Genomic DNA, 18,261 nt, shown 5'->3' with positions numbered 1-18,261 from the left:
GGGCGCCCCTATCCTCGCTTCGAAGCGGCGCAGGCAAGATGCGTGACGGAAGTTGCGGTGGGGCTGGGCGTCTGGCGCCTGATGGAGGTGCTCTTGGCCAGCCCGCTGGCCGTCTACCTCCTCGTGCAGCGGGACCCGGCCTATGGCGGCGCCGCGCGTCACGCCAGGGCGGTGGGAGCCGGCATCAGGCCGCCCGCATCGGCCGCCGTACCCAGGCGCCGTGCGATGCGAAACGCCTTCCCGTACCGCTCGACATCCTCGGGCCAGCGCAGGAACCAGAAGATCGGCGCTGTGCCTGCGACCCAGTCGGGCCGCAGGCGCGCGACCTTACGCAACGCCTCACGCGCCTCCTCGACGAGGCCGGCCTTGATTGCCGCGACCGCCATGCTGCGGAAGCAGAGGGCGTAGCCAGGCAGATGTGCCGCGCAGTGGCGGAGCACGACGCCGGGGAGGCGTTCACCCAGGACGGTCTCGCGCCACCGGAGGCACGACGAGCAGAACGAGGGGGCGCGCCTGGGGTTGTTCACCGCCGGCATGGCCATCGTCCACGGCCGTTCGAACAGACCCCGAGGCAAGCCATGGGGCGTCTACAGGTGCTTCACCAAGCCCTCGATCATGGCCTGTCCCATCGCGTGACGAGCCTCGACCGTTGCGCTGCCGAGATGCGGCAGCAGCACCACGTTCTCCAGTCGCGCCAGTGCCTCGGGCACCACCGGCTCGCCCTCCAGCACATCGAGCCCCGCCGATCCCAGGCGCCCGTCCGCCAGCCGCACGATCAACGCGTCCTGATCCACGATCTCACCACGCGCGACGTTCACCAGCGTGCCCTCCGGCCCCAGCGAGTCCAGCACGGCGCCTGTCACCAGATGCCGGTTGGCTTCGCCGCCGGGACAGGCCACCACCAGCAGGTCACAGCCCTGCGCGAGCTCCAGGGGCGTGGCGCGGTAGGCATGCGGGCTGTCCTCGCGGCGGCGCCGGGTGCAGTAGGCGATCGGCATCCCCATGCCCGCCGCCCGCCGCGCCACCGCCTGCCCGATATGCCCGTAGCCGAGCAGGCCGAGCCGGCAGCGACTGAGCGAGCGTCCCAGGGGAAAGGCCCCCTGGCGCCAGGCGCCGCCCCGGGCATGGGCATCCGCCGCCACCAGCCGTCGTCGCGCCATGACAGCAAGCGCGATGGCAAGGTCCGCCACGTCCTCCGCCAGCGCGGTCGAGGTGGTGGTGAGCGGGATGCCGCGTTGCGCCAGCGCGTCGGTGTCGATGCGGTCCGTCCCGGCGCTGAAGCAGGAGATGATCCGCAGCCCCGGCATCCGGTCGAGCATCGCCGCGTCCAGCACCACCTTGCCGCTGGTGGCGATGCCCGCCACCCGCCCGCCCTGCGTCGCCAGGAAGCTGTCCAGCCCGGCGGCGTCGAAAGGGCCGTGGCAGGGGAACAACCCGCGCAGCGCCGTCACATCCTCCTCCGGCAGGTAGGGCGAGAGGATCAGGACCTCCGGCGCGCTCATTGCCCGCCTACCACCGGGAACCAGTCCGGCCGACGCGGGTCGGCGTGGAAGCGGGCGTAGTAGTCGCCCTTCTCCTCGTAGAGGCGGCCGTACTTCTCCATCTTCTCCTCGTCCAGCGCGACGCCCAGGCCGGGCCCGGTCGGCACGGCAATGGCGCCGTCCACGTAGCGCATCTTGCCGCCCTGGATGATGTCGTCCGTCAGGTAGTGATAGTGCGCGTCGCCCGCGACCGTCATCTCCGGGATGGTCGCCGCGGTGTGCAGCATCGCCGCCAGCTCGATCCCGAACTCCGCTCCCGAATGCATCGCGACCCCCAGGTTGAAGGTGCGACAGACCGCGGCCAGGTCCTTCACCCCGCGCGGCCCTTCCCAGTAGTGGATGTCGGTCAGCACGATGTCCACCGCGCCCATGCGGATCGCGGGGCCGAGATCGTCGAAGCGCGCCGGGTACATGTTGGTGGCGATGGGGATGCGCACCTGCTGCCGCACGGCGGCGTTGCCCTCCAGCCCCCAGGACGGGTCCTCGTAGTATTCCAGCCCCAGCGCCTCCAGCCGCCGCCCCACCGCGACGGCGGTGCGCACCGACCACACGCCGTTCGGGTCGATTCGCAGTCCGAAGCGGTCGCCCAGCCGCCTGCGGCACAGCTCCAGCACCCGCGCCTCCTCGAACGGGTCCTCGACCCCCGCCTTGAGCTTCATCGCCGTGACGCCCAGCGTCTCGTGCAGCTCCACGCAATGCTCCGCCACATCCTCGGCCGAGCGGTCGTCGCCCCCGCCGGGCCGATCGTAGCGCCAGAACAGGTAGCCGATCATCGGAACCGCATCGCGCACCCGCCCGCCCAGCAGGTCCGAGAGCGGCCGCCCCAGCATCTTGCCCTGGATGTCGAGGCAGGCCATCTCGATCGCCGCGTAGAGCCGCGCATTGGACAGGTAGTAGATCGCGCGCAGCACCTTCAGCTTGATCAGCTCCAGCGCGAAGGGGTCCATGCCCAGGATCCGCGGCTTCAGCTTCATCAGCGCCCCGCGCTGGTCGCCGCCGCCCACCTCGCCCAGGCCCACGATCCCCTCGTCGGTGATCAGCTCCAGCACGGTGCGCAGGAAGTAGCCCGGATGCACCCCCGTGTTGTGCCGCAACTGGCTGTCCAGCGGAATCGCCACGCAGCGCACCCGCATGTCCACGATCTTCATGGTCCGGACGTCTCTCCTCTGAACGTTGCACTTCGTGGCCCGGAGGAAAGGCGCTGCCTTTCCCCCGTACCCCCTATCCGCCAGGAAACTGAGTTTCCTGGACCTTCCGTTCGTTCGCGCGTGTCGTCGGGGTCGCGCCGGGGAGCCACGCTCCCCGGCGAGGGGCATGTCCGCGCTCGCGGCCGGGATCATTCTTCATCGGTGCCCCGCCTGTCCGCGCGCTCCCCGGGTTCCGCCCGCAGGCGGACCGCCGAGCGGGCGCCAACGCCCAGCGGGGTCCGGGGCCCGCTTGTGGCCCCGGTGGAGGGGGTATCGGGGGAGGCAACGCCTCCCCCGGGGAACGGGCGCGCCCTCACGCATCATCGTGCCGCAACCGGCTGTCCAGCGCGTCGCGGGCGGCGTCGCCGAGGAAGTTGAAGGCCAGGACGGTCAGGAAGATGGCGAGGCCGGGGAAGACGGACATCCACCAGGCGGCGGGGTATTCCAGGCCGGTGGCGACCATGAAGCCCCAGCTCGGCGCCGGCGGCTGGGCGCCGAGGCCGAGGAAGGAGAGGGCGGATTCGGTGATCAGCGCCTGGGAGGCGGAGAGCGAGCCGTAGACCAGCACATTGCCCGAGACGTTGGGCCAGATGTGGCGCGCGAGGATGCGCAGGTCGCCGGCGCCGGCGACGCGGGCCGCCTTGACGAAGTCCAGCCCGCGCAAAGTCAGCACTTCGGCGCGCACCAGCCGGGCGAAGCCGGGGGTCTTGGTAATGGCGATGGCGAGCATCGCGTTCATCAAGTCCGGGCCGAGGATGGCGACGATGGTCAGCGCCAGCACCAGCAGCGGGAAGGCGAGCAGCGCGTCCATGACGCGCATGATCAGCGCATCCACCCAGCCGCCGAGCCAGCCGGAGACGAGGCCGATGGCCGAGCCCACCGCCAGCGCCAGCCCGACCGCGAGGCCCACGACCTGCAACGACACGGTGGCGCCGTGCATGATGCGGGAGAGGACGTCGCGCCCCACCTCGTCCGTGCCGAAGAGGTGGCGGGCGGAGGGGGCCTCGGTCAGCGCGTCGAAATCGACGTCGATGGGGGAATAGGGGGCGAGCCAGGGCGCCAGCAGCGCCATGCCCAGCACCAGGGCCAGGATGGCCACCGCAGCGGCGCCCTGCCAGGAGCGGAGCACGCGGCGGAGGAAGACCCGGCCGGGCGAGGCGCTGCGCGGCATGGCGGGAAGCGGCAGGGCGGTCGCGCTCATCGGGGCCTCACGCCTGCACGCGGGGATCGAGGACGGCGTAGAGCAGGTCGGTGACGAGGTTCACCAGCAGCACGGCAGCCACGATGAACAGCACCGCGCCCTGGATCGCCGGGAAGTCGCGCTGGAAGATGCCTTCCACCAGCATCCGCCCCAGGCCGGGCAGGGCGAAGACCGTCTCCGTCACCACCGCGCCGCCGAGCAGCGCGCCGACCTGCAGGCCGATCACCGTCACCACCGGGATCAGCGCGTTGCGCAGCGCGTGGCGCAGGATGACGGAGCGCTCGCGAAGGCCCTTGGCGCGGGCGGTACGGACATAGTCCTGGCTCAGCACGCCGAGCATCGCCGCGCGGGTCTGGCGCATCACCAGCGCGGCGAAGGCGAGGCCGATGGTCAGTGCCGGCAGCGCCATGTGCTGGAGGGCGAGGGCGGGGTCCCGCGTCAGCGGCACGTAGCCCGAGGGCGGGAACAGGCCGAGCCGCACGGAGAAGAGCAGGATCAGCAGCACGCCCAGCCAGAAATACGGCACTGCCATCCCTGCCAGCGAGGTGAGCGAGGCCGCCACGTCCAGCCAGGTGCCGCGGAAGCGCGCCGCCAGCACGCCGGCCGGCAGGCCGATGGCGACGGCGATCAGGATGGACAGCCCCGCCAGCAGCAGCGTGACCGGCACGCGCGCCTGGAGCATCGCCACCACCGGCTCGTTGGAGCGCAAGGAGCGGCCGAGATCGCCCTGCAACGCCCGCCAGACCCATTGCGCGTAGCGCAGCGGCAGCGGGTCGTCGAGGCCGTAGGCGGCCCGCGCCGCGGCACGGGCGGCGGGGCTCGCCTGCTCGCCCAGGATGGTGAGGGTGGGATCGCCGGGCAGCAGGTTGGTCAGCGCGAAGACCACCACGGTCACGATCGCGACCACGGGTAGCATGGCGAGCAGCCGGTTTCCGATTCGTCGCAGCATGGGCTCAGTCCTCCAGCCGGGCGAGGCGCTCGGGATCGTCGCCGATCGCCTTCACCACGCTGTCGGTCGCGTCGAAATGGATTCGCATGGCCCGGCGCGCGGCCTCCGCATCGCGGTCGCGCACGCCCTCGGCAATGGCCACGTGGCGGGCCAGGGTGGCCATGGGGTCGCGCAGGTCCATCTGCGTGCCCATCAGCCGCATGGTGTAGCGCATCACGTCGGACAGCGCGTCGACCAGCAGCGCCAGCAACCGGTTCTCCGCCGCCTGGGCCAGCGTCAGGTGGAAGGCGAAGTCGGCCCGCAGCCAGGGGTCCAGCCGCTGCGGATTGGCGCGCATGGTGGCGAGGTGGCCGAACATCGCCTCCACCTGCGCCTCGCTGCGGCGTTCTGCGGCCAGCGCCGCGACCTCCGTCTCCAGCGCGCGGCGCAGCTCGATCGCCTCGTGCAGCCCGTTGTCGTGCGTGCGCACCGCCATGCGCAGCAGCTCCTGGAACGGACCGGCGGAGAGCGGCTGGATCGTGGTCGGCTTGCCCTGCTGCACGGAGACGAGGCCCAGCGCCACCAGCCGTCCCATCGCCTCCCGCACCACGGGCTTGGAGACGGAGAGCAGCCGGGCCAGCTCCGCCTCGCTGGGCAAGGCGTCGCCGGGGCGGAGCATGCGGGCGGCGACCCGGCCCAGCACGAAATCGGTGACGGAGGCGGTCAGGCGCGGTCGCTCTGCGGACGCGGTCACGGGCGTCGTCCTCCTCCCCAGGGTCGTGGCGCGAAATACGCTTGACGAACCTATAAGATATCTGAAAGGTTCCTGGCAAGACGGAAGGCACGGGGACAGGCAGTCCCGGTGCCCGGCCGCCGGAACCAGGGAACGTCCACATGAACCGTCGCCTCGCGCTCTCGCGCCGCGCCCTGCTGGGCGCCTCCGCCGCCGCCCTCGTGCCGTGGCCGGGCCTGGCCCAGGCCAATGCCGAGCCGATCCGCGGCGGCCGCATCGTCGCCTCGATGGACCTCCAGCCGCGCAGCCTCGACCCGATCATGGGCGACGCGCCCACCTCGGACCGCTACGTGCTGATCCAGATGTTCGAATCGCTGGTGCGCTTCGACGAGAAGGGCGAGCTGGTCCCCTGGCTGGCGGAATCCTGGGAGTACGGCGATGGTGGCGCCTCCATCCTGTTCCGCCTGCGCCGCGGCGTGACCTTCCACGACGGCACGCCCTTCGACGGCGAGGCGGTGGCCTTCAACATCCGCCGCACCATCGACCCCGCCACCAACGCGCCGCGCTCGCCGGACATGGGCGACGTCGCCTCGGTCGAGGTGCCGGACAGCCACACCGTCCGCGTGCGGCTGAAGGGCCCCTCGGGCGCGGCCATCTCCGCCTTCGCGGTGGAGGCGGGAATGATGTGCTCGCCCACGGCGCTGAAGAAGTTCGGCGCGGATTTCGGGCGCAACCCCGTCGGCACGGGCGTCTTCCGCTTCGGCGAATGGGTCTCCGGCAGCCAGGTGGTGATGCACCGCAACGAGAGCTACTGGCGCGACGGGGCGGACGGAAAGAAGCTGCCCTATGCCGACGGCGTGACGGTGCGCTTCATCCCCAACACCGCCGTCAAGATGATCGAGGTGAAGGCGGGCAACGTGCATGTCGTGGACGGCATCACCCCGCGCGACTTCGCCGAGGTGGAAGCAAACCCCGCCCTCCGCCTGATGCCGGTGCCGCCGGGCATCGCGCAGTGGCTGACCTTCAACGTCACCAGGCCGCCCTTCAACGACCAGAGGCTGCGCGCCGCGGTGAACGCGGCGATGGACCGCAACCAGCTGATGCGCGCCATCACCCGAGGATACGGCGCGGTGACGCCGACCTTCGTGCCCAACAGCGAGTGGAACTTCGACGGCTCGCTGCGCGCCCCGACCCTCGACGTGGCGCGGGCGAAGCGGCTGCTGGCCGAGGCGGGGCATCCGAACGGCTTCTCCGCCACCCTCTCCATCATCCAGCGCGACCCGGACACGCAGCTCGCCCAGCTCATCCAGGCGCAGCTCCGCAACGCCGGGATCAACCTGAAGATCGAGATCCTGGAGCGGCAGGCCTGGGTGCCCAAGGTGCTGGACCACCAGCACGAGATCGCCATGGGCCGCGTCAACGTGCCGCGCGCCGATCCGGACCAGGTGTTCAGCCCCTTCTTCGGCCGCGACGCCTCGCAGAACTGGTCCGGCATCAACGACCCGGAGGTGTTCGACGCGGTGGACGCCGCCCGCCGCGCCACCGACCGCGCCGAGCGCAAGCGGCTCTACGCGAAGGCGCAGCAGCTCCTGCTCGACCGCGACTACTACGCCTGGCTGTTCTTCCGCGAGGCGCGGCATGTCGTGCGGCGCGAGCTGCAGAACCTGGAGATCGATTCCGGCGGTGCCTGGCTGCTCGGCACCGCCTGGCTGCAACCGAAGCCGGTCTGACGCCGTGACGGATTTCCCCCTGCTCTCCGTCCAGGACCTCGGCATCGGCTTCGCCAGCCGCCACCGCGTCACGCCCGTGACCAGCGGCGTCAGCTTCGACGTCGCCCCGGGCGAGACCCTGGCCGTGGTGGGGGAATCCGGCTCCGGCAAGTCCGTCACCTCGCTCGCCGTGATGGGGCTGCTGCCGCAGCCGCAGGCGCGCACCCTCTCCGGCCGCATCCTGTTCCGGCCGGAGGGCGGGGGGCCCGTCGATCTCCTCGCCCTGACGCCCGAGGCGCGGCGGCGGCTGCGCGGCGGGCAGATCGCGATGATCTTCCAGGAGCCGATGACCTCGCTGAACCCGGTCTTCCCCGTGGGCGACCAGATCGCCGAGGCGGCCGCCCTGCACGGCGCCCCCGGCGGGCGCACCGGCCGCGCCGCACGGGATCGGGCGCTCTCGGCGCTGGAGCAGGTCGGCATCCCCGACCCCGCGCGCCGTGCCCGCAGCTATCCGCACGAGATGTCGGGCGGCATGCGGCAGCGCGTGATGATCGCCATGGCGCTGGCCTGCAACCCGCGCCTGCTGATCGCGGACGAGCCGACGACGGCGCTGGACGTGACCATCCAGGCGCAGATCCTCGACCTGCTGCGCCGCCTCCAGCAGGAGGCGGGGCTGTCCATGCTGTTCATCACCCACGATCTGGGCGTGGTGGCGGAGATGGCCCGGCGCGTGGCGGTCATGTATGCCGGCCAGGTGGTGGAGGAGGGGCCGGTGGGCGACATCCTCGCCAGCCCGCGCCACCCCTATACCCAGGGCCTGCTCGCCTCGGTGCCGGAGCTCGGCTCCTCCTGGCGCGGCCGGCGGCCCCTGCGCCCGATCGGCGGCGCCCCGCCCGACCCCGCCTTCCCTCCCCCCGGCTGCCGCTTCGCCCCGCGCTGCGTCCATGTCCGCGCCGAATGCCGCGCCGCGCCACCGCCGCTGCTCGCCGCAGGGCCCGGGCGTGCCGCCCGCTGCATCCGCATGGGCGAGATTCCCGCCCTGCCGCTGGAGCAGGCCGCATGACCGCCGCGCCGCTGCTCGCGGTCGAGGGGCTGCGCAAGTGGTTCCCGCAGAAGCCCGGCGGCCTGGGCCGCCTGTCCGGTCGCGCGCCCACTGCGGTGCAGGCGGTGACCGACGTCTCCTTCACGCTGCGCCGGGGCGAGGTGCTGGGGCTGGTGGGCGAGTCCGGCTCCGGCAAGACCACCATCGGCCAGTGCGTGATGCGGCTGCACGAGCCCTCCGCCGGCCGGATCATGTTCGACGGCACGGATGTCGCCGCCCTGCCCAGCCGCGCCATGCGCCCGCTGCGCCAGCGGATGCAGATGGTGTTCCAGGACCCCTACGCCTCGCTGAACCCGCGCCTGCGCGTGGGCGACAGCATCGCCGAGCCACTGGAGACCTTCGGCCTGCTGAAGACCCGCGCCGAACGGACCGACCGCGTGGCCGAGCTGCTGGAAACGGTCGGCCTGCGCGCCGACCATGCCGGGCGCTACCCGCACGAATTCTCCGGCGGCCAGCGCCAGCGCATCGGCATCGCCCGCGCCATCGCCCCCGGTCCGGAGCTGATCGTGGCGGACGAGCCAGTCAGCGCCCTCGACGTCTCCGTCCAGGCGCAGATCGTGGCGCTGATCGAGGAGCTGCGCGCCCGGCTCGGCCTGACCATGCTGCTCATCGCCCACGACCTGGCGGTGGTGGAATACGTCTCCGACCGCGTGGCCGTGCTCTACCTCGGCCGCGTCATGGAGATCGGCCCGGCCCGCGAGGTCTACCGCACCCCGCGCCACCCCTATACCCGCGCCCTGCTCTCCGCCGTGCCCGAGGCCCGGCCGCATGCCGATCGTGGCCCGCGCATCGTGCTGCGCGGCGACATCCCCAGCCCGCTGAACCCGCCCTCCGGCTGCCCCTTCCGCACCCGCTGCCCGGAGGCTGTCCCCGCCTGCGGGGACGCGGTTCCGCCGTTGCGCGACGTGGGCGCGGATCATGCCGTGGCCTGCATCCGTCAGGAGATCGCTTGAGCGTCGTGCCCGCTCCCCGGGGGGAAGGCGCTGCCTTCGCCCCCGTACCCCCCATCCGCCAGGAGCAGAGCCCCTGGACCCCCTCTCACGGGGCCGTTGCAGCGGGATCGCCTCGCCGGAGGTCCATGACCTCCGGCGCCCGAGGGTGCCGCCGGCACGACGCGGGCATGGCTTTTCATGCCCTGCCTGCCCGGTTCGGCCCGCAGGCTGACCCATGCCATACGGCGCCAGACTCCTGCCGGGGTCCGGGGGCCGGCTCGCCCCCGGCGGAGGGGGCTACGGGGGAGGCGGCGCCTCCCCCGGGGAACGGGCGCCACCCATGACCGCCTCCTGGCGACTGGACGGCCGGACGGCGCTCGTCACCGGCGGCAGCCGCGGCATCGGCCTGGCCATCGCCACCGCGCTGGCGCAGGCGGGGGCGCGGGTGGTGGTGCATGGCGCCGAGGCGCATGCGCGGGAGGCGGAGTCCGAGGCGGCGCGGCTGCCCGGTGCCGTTCCGCTCGCGCTCGACCTCGGCCCGCCGGGTTCGGGGCTGGAACTCGCGGGCCGGGCGGGGCCGGTGGACATCCTGGTGCTCTGCGCCTCGGTGCAGGTCGAGGCGGCCTGGGACGCGGCGACGCCCGAGGCGATGGACCTGCAATGGGCGGTGAACCTGCGGGAGAGCCTGGTCCTGGCCCAGGCCCTGGTGCCGGGAATGCTGGAGCGGCGCTGGGGGCGGGTGCTGGGCGTATCCTCGGTGCAGGCGTCGCGGCCGCATCCGATGATGATGGTCTATGCCGGCACCAAGGCGGCGCTGGGCAATATGCTGCGCAACCTGGCGAAGCAGACGGCCGCGCGGGGCGTGACCGCCAACCTGATCTCGCCCGGCGCGATCGAGACGGCGCGCAACGCGGCCGCGCTCGCCGATCCGGGCTACCGCGCGCGGGTGCTGGAACGCATTCCCGCCGCGCGGCTGGGCCGGCCGGAGGACTGCGCGGGCGCCGCGCTGTTCCTCTGCTCCGACGCCGCCGCCTATGTCACCGGTGCCGACATCCCGGTGGATGGCGGGCTGGCGCTCTGACATCCACGAACAGGGAGAAGCTCCATGCCCGATGACGGGTCCGTCGATACCAAGGCGCTCCAGAAGGAGGCCGCGATGATGAAGCTGGAGGGCCTGATCCGCGAGCGCGAGGTCCATGAGATCGTCCCGCTGCCGATCCCGGACGCGGAGATCCTGGCGCGTTACGAGAAGCTCTACACCGGCGCCATCTCCGACGTGCTCCGCGAGCACGTGCTGATGGACCAGGCGCTGCCCGGCTACCTCCAGGTGCTGCGGCCGGAGAAGACCGTGGCCGGCTTCGCCTTCACGGTGAAGAGCGCCCCCAGTACGCGGGTGAGCGGCGAGCTGACCTTCCGCACCCACATGCTGGAGCAGATCCCGCGCGAAGCCTTCATCGTCTGGGACACCACGGGCGATACCGAGGGCACGCTCTGGGGCGGGGTGATGACGGCGACCGCCGTCGGCATGGGCGTGCGCGGCGCGGTGATCGACGGCGGCATCCGCGACACGGCGCAGATCCTGCAGAAGGACTTCCCGATCTTCTACAAGTACCGCTCGCCCAACGGCAGCCTGGGGCGCTGCCTGATCTCGCACTACCAGGTGGCGGTGAAGATCGGCAGCGTCTGGGTGCGGCCGGGTGACATCGTGGTGGGCGACATCGACGGCGTGATCGTCGTGCCGCGCGGCATCGCCATGGCCGTGCTGGAACGCGCCGAGCAGATCCTGGGCAACGAGAAGGAGATCTTCCGCTGGGTGGCGGAGGGCGACAGCCTGCAGGAGATCACCGCCAAGGGCGGGTATTTCTGATCCGCCGCGCGGGACGCCGCCCTGACGGGGTGGTGTTCCCGCACCCTCCGGGAGCGGGCGCCGTCTGGCCACGCCTGCCCTGTCGGCACGTTGCCGGGAGCGGGCAGTGACGCCCTGAACGCCGGCGCCAATGCCGGCGAGGGCCTGTTCGCCACCCTGATGGGGCGGCGGCTGCGGCGCGGCGCCTTCCGCCTCGCCACGCCCATGCGCGGCATCCTGCTTGGTTAGACGTTCTTAAGTCCCAATGCGCCATCCTTCGTACCGACAGGGCCAGGATGGCGGGGCGTGGCAAAAGGCAATCGCAACGGCGAGGGGGCGACGATCGTCATCCGCCGGGAGGAAGGCGGCGGAGACGGGCACCACGGCGGTGCCTGGAAGGTTGCCTATGCCGACTTCGTCACCGCGATGATGGCCTTCTTCTTGCTCATGTGGCTGCTCAACGCCACCACGGAGGAGCAGCGCCACGGCCTCGCCGACTATTTCGCGCCGACGAACGTCATGGCGCGGGGCAGCAGCGGCAGCGGCCAGCCCTTCGGCGGCAGCACGCCGAACGATGCCGGCCAGCTCGCCTCGACCACCGGTGCGGTGCGGCTGGAGATGGGCCCTGCGCCCATCCTCCAGGACATCGAGACCGAGGATGAGAGCGAGGTCCCCGCGCGTCTCCTGCCGATGCGCGATGCGCCCCCCGGCGAGTCGGACGGGCCGGAGGCGCGCCCCGGCCGGGTGGAGATGGCGACCCCCGGCATCCGCCGCGGCGACATCCTGCGCGACGGTCACCTGGATGCCGTGCCGCCGTCGCCGGATGCCTTGGCTTCCCCGGCCACGCAGCAGGCGGGCCCGGCGCAACGCCGCCGGGAGGAGGCGCGGGAGGCCGACCTCGCCGCCGCCTCCGAGGGCGCGCTGCGCCAGGAGCTGGAGCGGCGGGAGCGCGACGCGCTGGAGCAACTGGCCGAGCAGCTGCGCTCCGCCGTGAAGGCCGACCCCGTCCTGGCCGAGCTGGCGCAGCAGTTCCGCGTCGAGCAGGTGCCGGAGGGCTTGCGCATCCAGCTCCTCGACGCCGACCGCCAGCCGATGTTCGCCCTGGGCGGATCGGCGCCCAACGAGCGCTCGCGGGCGCTGATCGCCAAGGTCGCCGCCATCATCCAGCGCGTGCCCAATGCCGTGGCCATCACCGGCCACACCGATGCCAAGCCCTTCCGCACGGGCGAACGGTCCAACTGGGACCTGGCCGCCGACCGCGCCAACGTCACCCGCCGCCTGCTGATCGAGGGGGGGCTGACCGAATCCCGGCTGCGCAGCGTGGCCGGCCTTGCCGAGAGGGAGCCGCTCTTGCCCGAGGACCCGCAGGCCGCGGCGAACCGCCGCGTCGCCATCCTGCTGCTGCGGCAGAACCCGGCGCCGGGGACGCAGGCCCGATGACCACGATCGGCGGCTTCATCTTCATGCTGGTGGCCGTCTTCGGCGGCTACACCATCGCCGGCGGCCACTTCAACATCATCATGGCCACCCTGCCCTTCGAGATGATGATGATCGGCGGCGCGGCGATCGGCACCTTCGTCATGTCGAACTCGATGCACGACATCAAGCACACGGCCGGCGGCTTCGGGAAGATCATCAAGGGCGCGCGCTACCACAAGGAAGACTACGTGGACATGCTCTCGCTCCTCTACTTCTTCGTCCGCCTCGCCCAGACCAAGGGCGCCATGGCGCTGGAGCCGCATATCGAGAAGCCGGAGGAGAGCGCGGCCTTCGCGAAGTTCCCCAAGATCAGGGACGACCACCACGCCGCCGCGCTGATCTGCGACTACCTGCGCATGGTGGGCATGAATGCCGACGACCCGCACCAGATCGAGGACGTGATGGCGCGCGAGCTGAAGAAGATCCGCGAGGAGGAGATGCACGCGAGCCATGCCATGCAGACCGTGGCGGACGCCCTTCCGGCGCTGGGCATCGTCGCCGCGGTGCTGGGCGTCATCAAGACCATGGGCTCGATCGACCAGCCGCCGGCGGTGCTGGGCAAGATGATCGGCGGCGCGCTGGTCGGGACCTTCCTGGGCGTGCTGCTGGCCTATGGGCTGATGGGGCCGATGGCCACGCGGCTGAAGGCGGTGGTGGAGGAGGAGTCGAAGTACTTCGAGGTGATCCGCGCCGTCCTCGTCGCCCACCTGCACGGCAACGCGCCGCAGGTCTCGGTGGAGACGGGACGCAAGATGGTGCCCAGCGGCTGCATGCCGACCTTCCAGGAGCTGGAGGCGGTGCTGCAGGACCTCCAGATCGCCTGATGCGTGACGCCCGCGATGCTTGACGGGCGCGGCGGCGGGCGGCACCCCTTGGCACATGCAGAACGACCCCGGCGGCGCCCCCTATCACGACCTGATCGGAATGGAGGTGGAGGAATGGCGTGACGGCTTCGCCCGCATCGTCTGCCACGCGGAGACGAAGCACCTGAACCGCAGCGGCATCGTCCATGGTGGCGTGATCCTGTCGCTGATCGACCAGGCGGCCGGCTATTCCGGCCTGTGGTGCAGCGTGCCCGGGAACGTCCGCAAGGCGGTGACGGTGGACCTCGACTGCCGCTTCACCGGCCAGGTCGGGCTGGGCCGGGTGGTGGCGGAGGCGAAGCTGGTCCGCGGCGGCCGCAGCCTCTACTTCGTCCGCACCGAGGTCTTCGATGCGGACGGCCAGCTCGCCGCCTTCGGCGCCAGCACGCATCGCTGGCGCAAGGGCAGCGAGCGGATCGAGGGCGTGCCTGCCGAAGCCGGCTGAGGGCGGCGCTACGCCGCCAGGGCCCGGGCGAAGACCGCCGGGTCCACGTTGCCGCCGCTGATCACCACCCCCACGGTGCGGCCCTGCAGCGGCACCTTGCCGGTCAGCGCCGCGGCCAGGGCCACTGCACCGCCGGGCTCGGCCACGATCTTCAGCGCCTCGAAGGCGAAGCGCATGGCGTGGAGCACCTCTGCGTCGTCCACCGCGACGGCGCCGGCCAGCAGGCGGCGGTTGATCGCGAAGGTCAGCGCCCCCGGCCGCACCGAGAGCAGCGAGTCGCAAAGCAGCGAGCCCTGGCCGTCCGCCCGCAGCCGCTCCCCGGCGGCGAGCGAGCGGGCGGTGTCGTCCCAGCCTTCCGGCTCCACCCCCCAGACCTCCGTGCCGGGGCTCGCGCCCTCCACCGCCAGGGCGCTGCCCGCCACGAGCCCGCCCCCGCCGGTGCAGACCAGCAGCGCGTCGAGCGTCAGCCCGGCGGCCTTCGCATCCTCGATCAGCTCCAGCGCCGCCGTGCCCTGGCCGGCGATCACATCCGGATGGTCGAAGGGGGGCAGGACGGTGCCGCCGTGCTCGGCGGCCAGCCGGTCGGCCAGGGTCTCGCGGTCGGTGGTGGCGCGGTCGAAGAAGGTGATCTCCGCGCCCCAGCGCCGGGTGCTCTCCACCTTGATGGCCGGGGCGTCCTGCGGCATCGCGATCAGCGCCCGCATCCCCAGCGCGGCGGCGGCGCAGGCCACCGCCTGGCCGTGATTGCCGGAGGAATGCGTCACCACCCCCGCCGCCCGCTGCTCCGGCGACAGCTTCAGCGCCGCGTTGGTCGCCCCGCGCAGCTTGAAGGAGCCGGTGCGCTGCAACGGCTCCGGCTTCACCAGCACCGTCGCGCCGGTCAACTGGTCCAGCAGCGGGTGGCGCAGCATCGGCGTGCGGACGATCCGCCCGGCCAGCCGTTCCGCGGCGGCGCGGACGTCGTCATGGGTGGGAAGTCCAGGGGTGGGAAGCCCAGGGGTGGGAAGCCCAGGGGTGGGAAGCCCAGGGGTGGGAAGCGTCGTCATGCGGTCTCTCCGGCGAAGCGGCGCGGGTCGAGCAGGGGCAGCACCGGCGCCAGCGCCTGGCCGGGGTCCTGTCCCTCGACCAGCGCGGCCAGCAGGGCACCGGCGGCGGGGGCGGTCTGGATGCCGTAGCCGCCCTGGCCGGCATTCCACCAGAAGCCCTCGGCCGAGCCGGGCCCGATGGCCAGGCCGCGATCGGGGGTGAAGGTGCGCAGCCCCGCCCAGCGGTGCTCCACCCGGCGCACCGCGATGTCCAGCGCCTGCTGCATCCGGTCCACGGCGACAGCCACGTCCAGCTCGTCCGGCTGGGCGTCGGCGGGCTCCTGGTCCGTCTCGTCGGCCGGGCTGACCATGAGGCGGGAGCGTGCCTCCGGCCGGGCGTACCAGGAATGGCCGACATCCTCGACCAGCGGCCAGTCCGTCACGTCATAGGGCGCGGGATCGACGATCAGGGCGGTGCGCCGCTTGGGTTGCAGCCCCAGCGGGGCAACGCCGGCCAGGGTCGCGACCTCGTCCGCCCAGGCCCCGGCGGCATTCACCAGCACGGGGGCGGCGAAGGCGGTGCCGTCGCTCGTCTCCACCTGCCACTGCCCGTCGACCCGGGCGATCCGCCCGGCCCGGGCGCGCAGGGCCAGCACCCCGCCGCGCGCCGCGACCTGCTTCAGGAAGCCCTGGTGCAGCGCGGCCACGTCCATGTCGAAGGCCTCGTGCTCGATCGCCGCCGCCGCCGCGTAGCCGGGGCGCAGCGCCGGGACCATCGCCCGCACGTCGTCGAGGGCGATGGGCTCCACCCCGCGCCCGTTGGCGATCAGCGCCTCCAGCACCGGAAGCTGTTCCGGGGGGGCGAGGTGGACGACCGGCCGGCGGCGGAACAGCGGCGCGGCGGCGAAGCCCTCCGGCGGGTCCTCGAAGAAGGGGCGGGAGGCCAGCGTCAGCACCTTCGCGTCGGGCGAGCCATAATTGGCCAGCCAGATCGCGGCCGAGCGGCCGGTGGTGTGGTAGCCGGCGCTCTCCTCCGCCTCGATCAGCGCGACGCGGCGGTGCGCGGCGAGGTGCGCGGCGGCGGTGGCGCCGCCGATGCCGGCGCCGATGACCAGGGCGTCGAAGGCGCGGCTCATGCCACGGCGAGCCGGCGCGCCCCGCCCGGCGGGCACGGGGCGGGGGAGGGGGTTCGGATCATGCTTCCATGGTGCGTCTGCCGTGCTCCCCCCACAAGGCCGCCGCGTTGACAGGACGTAATCCACGCCTCTATGTCGCGCTTGCTCAAGGTTCCGACCTCGGGCCGCGGGGATTTGACGGATGCAGCTTGCGCCGCGTCACCAAGTGCTAAAGCGCCAGGAAGCGAAAGCCGGCTGAGCCGGCCGCGCTTCGTGGGTCATCCGACGGTGTTGGAGGATCGCGATGCGCCCTGAGATGTGTCCCTGCTGACCGTCTGAAGCTGTCCGCCGAAGGGTCCCGTGCGGCCCCGAAGCCCCGTTTTTCCCGAGTGCCCGCCCATCATGTCCCAGACCTCAGCCACGACGGCCCCGGCCGCGATCCGGCTCCGCGACCTCACGCGCCGCTTCACCGGCCGCGGCACCGCGACCCTTGCGCTCGACGGCGTCTCGCTCGATGTCGCGCCGGGCGAGGTGTTCGGCATCGTCGGCCGCTCGGGCGCCGGCAAATCCACGCTGATCCGCTGCGTGAATCTGCTGGAGCGGCCGGATTCCGGCGGCGTGGAGGTGCTCGGCCGCGACATGCTGGCGCTGGACGAGGCCGGGCTGCGCGCGGCGCGGCGCGGCATCGGCATGGTGTTCCAGCACTTCAACCTGCTTTCCTCCCGTACCGTCGCTCAGAACGTCGCCTTCCCGCTGGAGATCGCCGGCATCCCCCGCGCCGAGCGCGAGGCGCGGGTGGCGGCGCTGCTGCCGCTGGTCGGGCTGGAGGCCAAGCGGGATGCCTATCCGGCGCAGCTCTCCGGCGGGCAGAAGCAGCGCGTGGGTATCGCCCGGGCGCTCGCCTCCGACCCGAAGGTGCTGCTCTGCGACGAGGCGACCAGCGCGCTCGATCCCGACACCACGGGCGAGATCCTGGCGCTGATCCGTGCGCTGCGCGACCGGCTGGACCTGACCGTGCTGCTCATCACCCATGAGATGGCGGTGGTGAAGGCGATCTGCGACCGGGTCGCCGTGATGGAGGCGGGCCGCGTGGTCGAGCAGGGCCGCGTCTTCGACGTCTTCACCCGGCCCGCCCATGCCACCACCCGCCGCTTCGTGGCGGAGGTGATCGGCCATGCCGTGCCGCCCGGCACCCTCGCCCGCCTGCCCGGACCCGGGGCGGGCGAAGGGCGGCAGCTCTGGCAGGTGCTCTTCGCCGGGCCGAACTCCACCCGCGCCGTGGTCAGCGAGGCGTCGCGCCGCTTCGGGCTGGACCTGAACATCGTCTCCGGCCGCATCGACGAGATCGGCGGCGAGCCCTTCGGGCTGATGGCGCTCGCCGCCTATGGCCCGCCGGCCGCGCTGGAGGAGGGGGCGACCTGGATGCGCTCCCTCGGGCTGGACGTCACCCCCGTGGAGGAGGCCGCCTGATGCTGCCCTTCGACCTGCCCTGGCTCACGCCCACGCTGCAGGACCTGCTGGTCGAGGCGGCGTGGGAGACGCTGCTGATGGTCGCCGCCGCCATCGCCATCGCCATCGCCGCCGGCCTCCCCCTGGCCCTGCTGCTGCATGCCACCGCGCCGGGCGGGCTGCGCCCCTCCGCCTGGGTGAACCGGCCGCTCGGGCTGGTGGTGAACGCCGTGCGCTCCACCCCCTTCATCATCCTGATGGTGGCGATCGTGCCCTTCACCCGGCTGGTCGCCGGCACCTCGATCGGCACCGGCGCGGCGATCGTGCCTCTGGCCCTGGCCGCCACCGCCTTCATCATCCGCCTGTTCGAGAACGCGCTGCGCGAAGTGGACCGGGGCGTGGTGGAGGCGGCCCGCGCCATGGGCGCCACGCGGCTGCAGATCCTGGCCAGGGTCCTGGTGCCCGAGGCGATGCCCGGCTTGGTGGCCGCCGTCACCGTCACCCTGGTCGGGCTGGTCGGCTACTCCGCCATGGCCGGCGCCGTGGGCGGCGGCGGGCTGGGCGACCTCGGCATCCGCTTCGGCTACCAGCGCTTCATGCCGGAGGTGATGGCGACCGTGGTCGTGCTGCTGATCCTCTTCGTCCAGGCCCTGCAGTCGCTCGGCGACTGGCTGGTCCGCCGCGTCAGCCACCGCTGACACCCCTG

At 72.5% G+C, this 18,261-nt stretch carries 19 protein-coding genes; 11 read left to right on the top strand and 8 right to left on the bottom strand.

Translation table 11 applies throughout. The annotated features are described in order from the left end of the window. Nucleotides 1-158: 158 nt before the first annotated feature. The 6 genes from LPC08_RS20530 to LPC08_RS20505 all read right to left on the bottom strand — a co-directional run bounded on the left by LPC08_RS20530 (nt 159) and on the right by LPC08_RS20505 (nt 5,611). Nucleotides 159-536: a hypothetical protein gene (locus tag LPC08_RS20530; RefSeq protein WP_230450092.1), complete on the bottom strand. Its 378-nt coding sequence runs from the start codon at nt 534-536 to the stop codon at nt 159-161. A gap of 51 nt (nt 537-587) precedes the next feature. Beyond that, complete coding sequence (locus tag LPC08_RS20525) at nt 588-1,502, bottom strand: 2-hydroxyacid dehydrogenase (protein WP_230450091.1); 915 nt, start codon at nt 1,500-1,502, stop codon at nt 588-590. Beyond that, nucleotides 1,499-2,689, bottom strand: coding sequence for an enolase C-terminal domain-like protein (locus tag LPC08_RS20520; RefSeq protein ID WP_230450090.1), 1,191 nt, complete (start codon nt 2,687-2,689; stop codon nt 1,499-1,501). Before LPC08_RS20520 ends, LPC08_RS20525 begins: the two co-directional genes overlap by 4 nt. A gap of 352 nt (nt 2,690-3,041) precedes the next feature. Then, the gene (locus LPC08_RS20515; protein WP_230450089.1) at nt 3,042-3,929 is read right to left on the bottom strand and encodes an ABC transporter permease; all 888 of its coding nucleotides are present in this window, start codon (nt 3,927-3,929) and stop codon (nt 3,042-3,044) included. Between the two features lie 7 nt (nt 3,930-3,936). Then, the gene (locus LPC08_RS20510) at nt 3,937-4,878 is read right to left on the bottom strand and encodes an ABC transporter permease (protein ID WP_230450088.1); all 942 of its coding nucleotides are present in this window, start codon (nt 4,876-4,878) and stop codon (nt 3,937-3,939) included. 4 nt (nt 4,879-4,882) lie between these two features. Further along, complete coding sequence (locus LPC08_RS20505) at nt 4,883-5,611, bottom strand: FadR/GntR family transcriptional regulator (RefSeq protein WP_230450087.1); 729 nt, start codon at nt 5,609-5,611, stop codon at nt 4,883-4,885. A 140-nt stretch (nt 5,612-5,751) separates the two neighbouring features. Between LPC08_RS20505 and LPC08_RS20500 the strand changes: the two genes are divergently transcribed. The 9 genes from LPC08_RS20500 (at nt 5,752) to LPC08_RS20460 (ending at nt 13,966) form a co-directional block, all read left to right on the top strand. Continuing rightward, a complete protein-coding gene (locus LPC08_RS20500; RefSeq protein ID WP_230450086.1) occupies nt 5,752-7,320 on the top strand; it encodes an ABC transporter substrate-binding protein in 1,569 nt (522 codons plus the stop codon). A gap of 4 nt (nt 7,321-7,324) precedes the next feature. After that, a complete protein-coding gene (locus LPC08_RS20495) occupies nt 7,325-8,362 on the top strand; it encodes an ABC transporter ATP-binding protein (protein ID WP_370643261.1) in 1,038 nt (345 codons plus the stop codon). After that, a complete protein-coding gene (locus LPC08_RS20490; protein ID WP_230450085.1) occupies nt 8,359-9,354 on the top strand; it encodes an ABC transporter ATP-binding protein in 996 nt (331 codons plus the stop codon). The genes LPC08_RS20495 and LPC08_RS20490 overlap by 4 nt, the downstream gene beginning before the upstream one ends. Before the next feature lie 319 nt (nt 9,355-9,673). Further along, complete coding sequence (locus tag LPC08_RS20485) at nt 9,674-10,414, top strand: SDR family NAD(P)-dependent oxidoreductase (RefSeq protein WP_230450084.1); 741 nt, start codon at nt 9,674-9,676, stop codon at nt 10,412-10,414. Nucleotides 10,415-10,438: 24 nt separating this feature from the next. Beyond that, nucleotides 10,439-11,200, top strand: a complete 762-nt coding sequence (locus tag LPC08_RS20480; RefSeq protein ID WP_230450083.1) for an RraA family protein — start codon at nt 10,439-10,441, stop codon at nt 11,198-11,200. Nucleotides 11,201-11,290: 90 nt separating this feature from the next. Continuing rightward, nucleotides 11,291-11,428 carry a hypothetical protein gene (locus LPC08_RS20475; protein ID WP_230450082.1) on the top strand — a complete coding sequence of 46 codons (138 nt, stop codon included), beginning with the start codon at nt 11,291-11,293 and terminating at the stop codon, nt 11,426-11,428. A 57-nt stretch (nt 11,429-11,485) separates the two neighbouring features. Further along, nucleotides 11,486-12,619 (top strand): flagellar motor protein MotB, encoded by a 1,134-nt coding sequence (locus tag LPC08_RS20470; RefSeq protein ID WP_230450081.1) that lies wholly within the window; start codon nt 11,486-11,488, stop codon nt 12,617-12,619. Then, the gene (gene motA, locus LPC08_RS20465) at nt 12,616-13,482 is read left to right on the top strand and encodes a flagellar motor stator protein MotA (RefSeq protein ID WP_230450080.1); all 867 of its coding nucleotides are present in this window, start codon (nt 12,616-12,618) and stop codon (nt 13,480-13,482) included. Before LPC08_RS20470 ends, motA begins: the two co-directional genes overlap by 4 nt. A 55-nt stretch (nt 13,483-13,537) precedes the next feature. Further along, nucleotides 13,538-13,966, top strand: coding sequence for a PaaI family thioesterase (locus tag LPC08_RS20460; RefSeq protein WP_230450079.1), 429 nt, complete (start codon nt 13,538-13,540; stop codon nt 13,964-13,966). Between the two features lie 8 nt (nt 13,967-13,974). On the opposite strand, the gene LPC08_RS20455 is transcribed toward LPC08_RS20460, so the two are convergent. After that, nucleotides 13,975-15,012: a pyridoxal-phosphate dependent enzyme gene (locus LPC08_RS20455; protein ID WP_230450078.1), complete on the bottom strand. Its 1,038-nt coding sequence runs from the start codon at nt 15,010-15,012 to the stop codon at nt 13,975-13,977. Next, nucleotides 15,009-16,127 (bottom strand): NAD(P)/FAD-dependent oxidoreductase, encoded by a 1,119-nt coding sequence (locus LPC08_RS20450; protein WP_230450077.1) that lies wholly within the window; start codon nt 16,125-16,127, stop codon nt 15,009-15,011. Before LPC08_RS20450 ends, LPC08_RS20455 begins: the two co-directional genes overlap by 4 nt. Nucleotides 16,128-16,508: 381 nt before the next feature. On the opposite strand from LPC08_RS20450, the gene LPC08_RS20445 reads away from it, so the two are divergent. Further along, nucleotides 16,509-17,576, top strand: coding sequence for a methionine ABC transporter ATP-binding protein (locus LPC08_RS20445; RefSeq protein WP_230450076.1), 1,068 nt, complete (start codon nt 16,509-16,511; stop codon nt 17,574-17,576). Next, nucleotides 17,576-18,253, top strand: coding sequence for a methionine ABC transporter permease (locus LPC08_RS20440; protein ID WP_230450075.1), 678 nt, complete (start codon nt 17,576-17,578; stop codon nt 18,251-18,253). The genes LPC08_RS20445 and LPC08_RS20440 overlap by 1 nt, the downstream gene beginning before the upstream one ends. The last annotated feature ends 8 nt before the right edge of the window (nt 18,254-18,261 follow it).

Origin of the sequence: Roseomonas sp. OT10, assembly GCF_020991085.1 — a bacterium.
GTDB classification, from domain to species: Bacteria; Pseudomonadota; Alphaproteobacteria; order Acetobacterales; family Acetobacteraceae; genus Roseomonas; species Roseomonas cutis.
The sequence above is the reverse complement of the archived record's forward strand: the minus strand, read 5'-3'. Positions and strand labels throughout refer to the sequence as shown.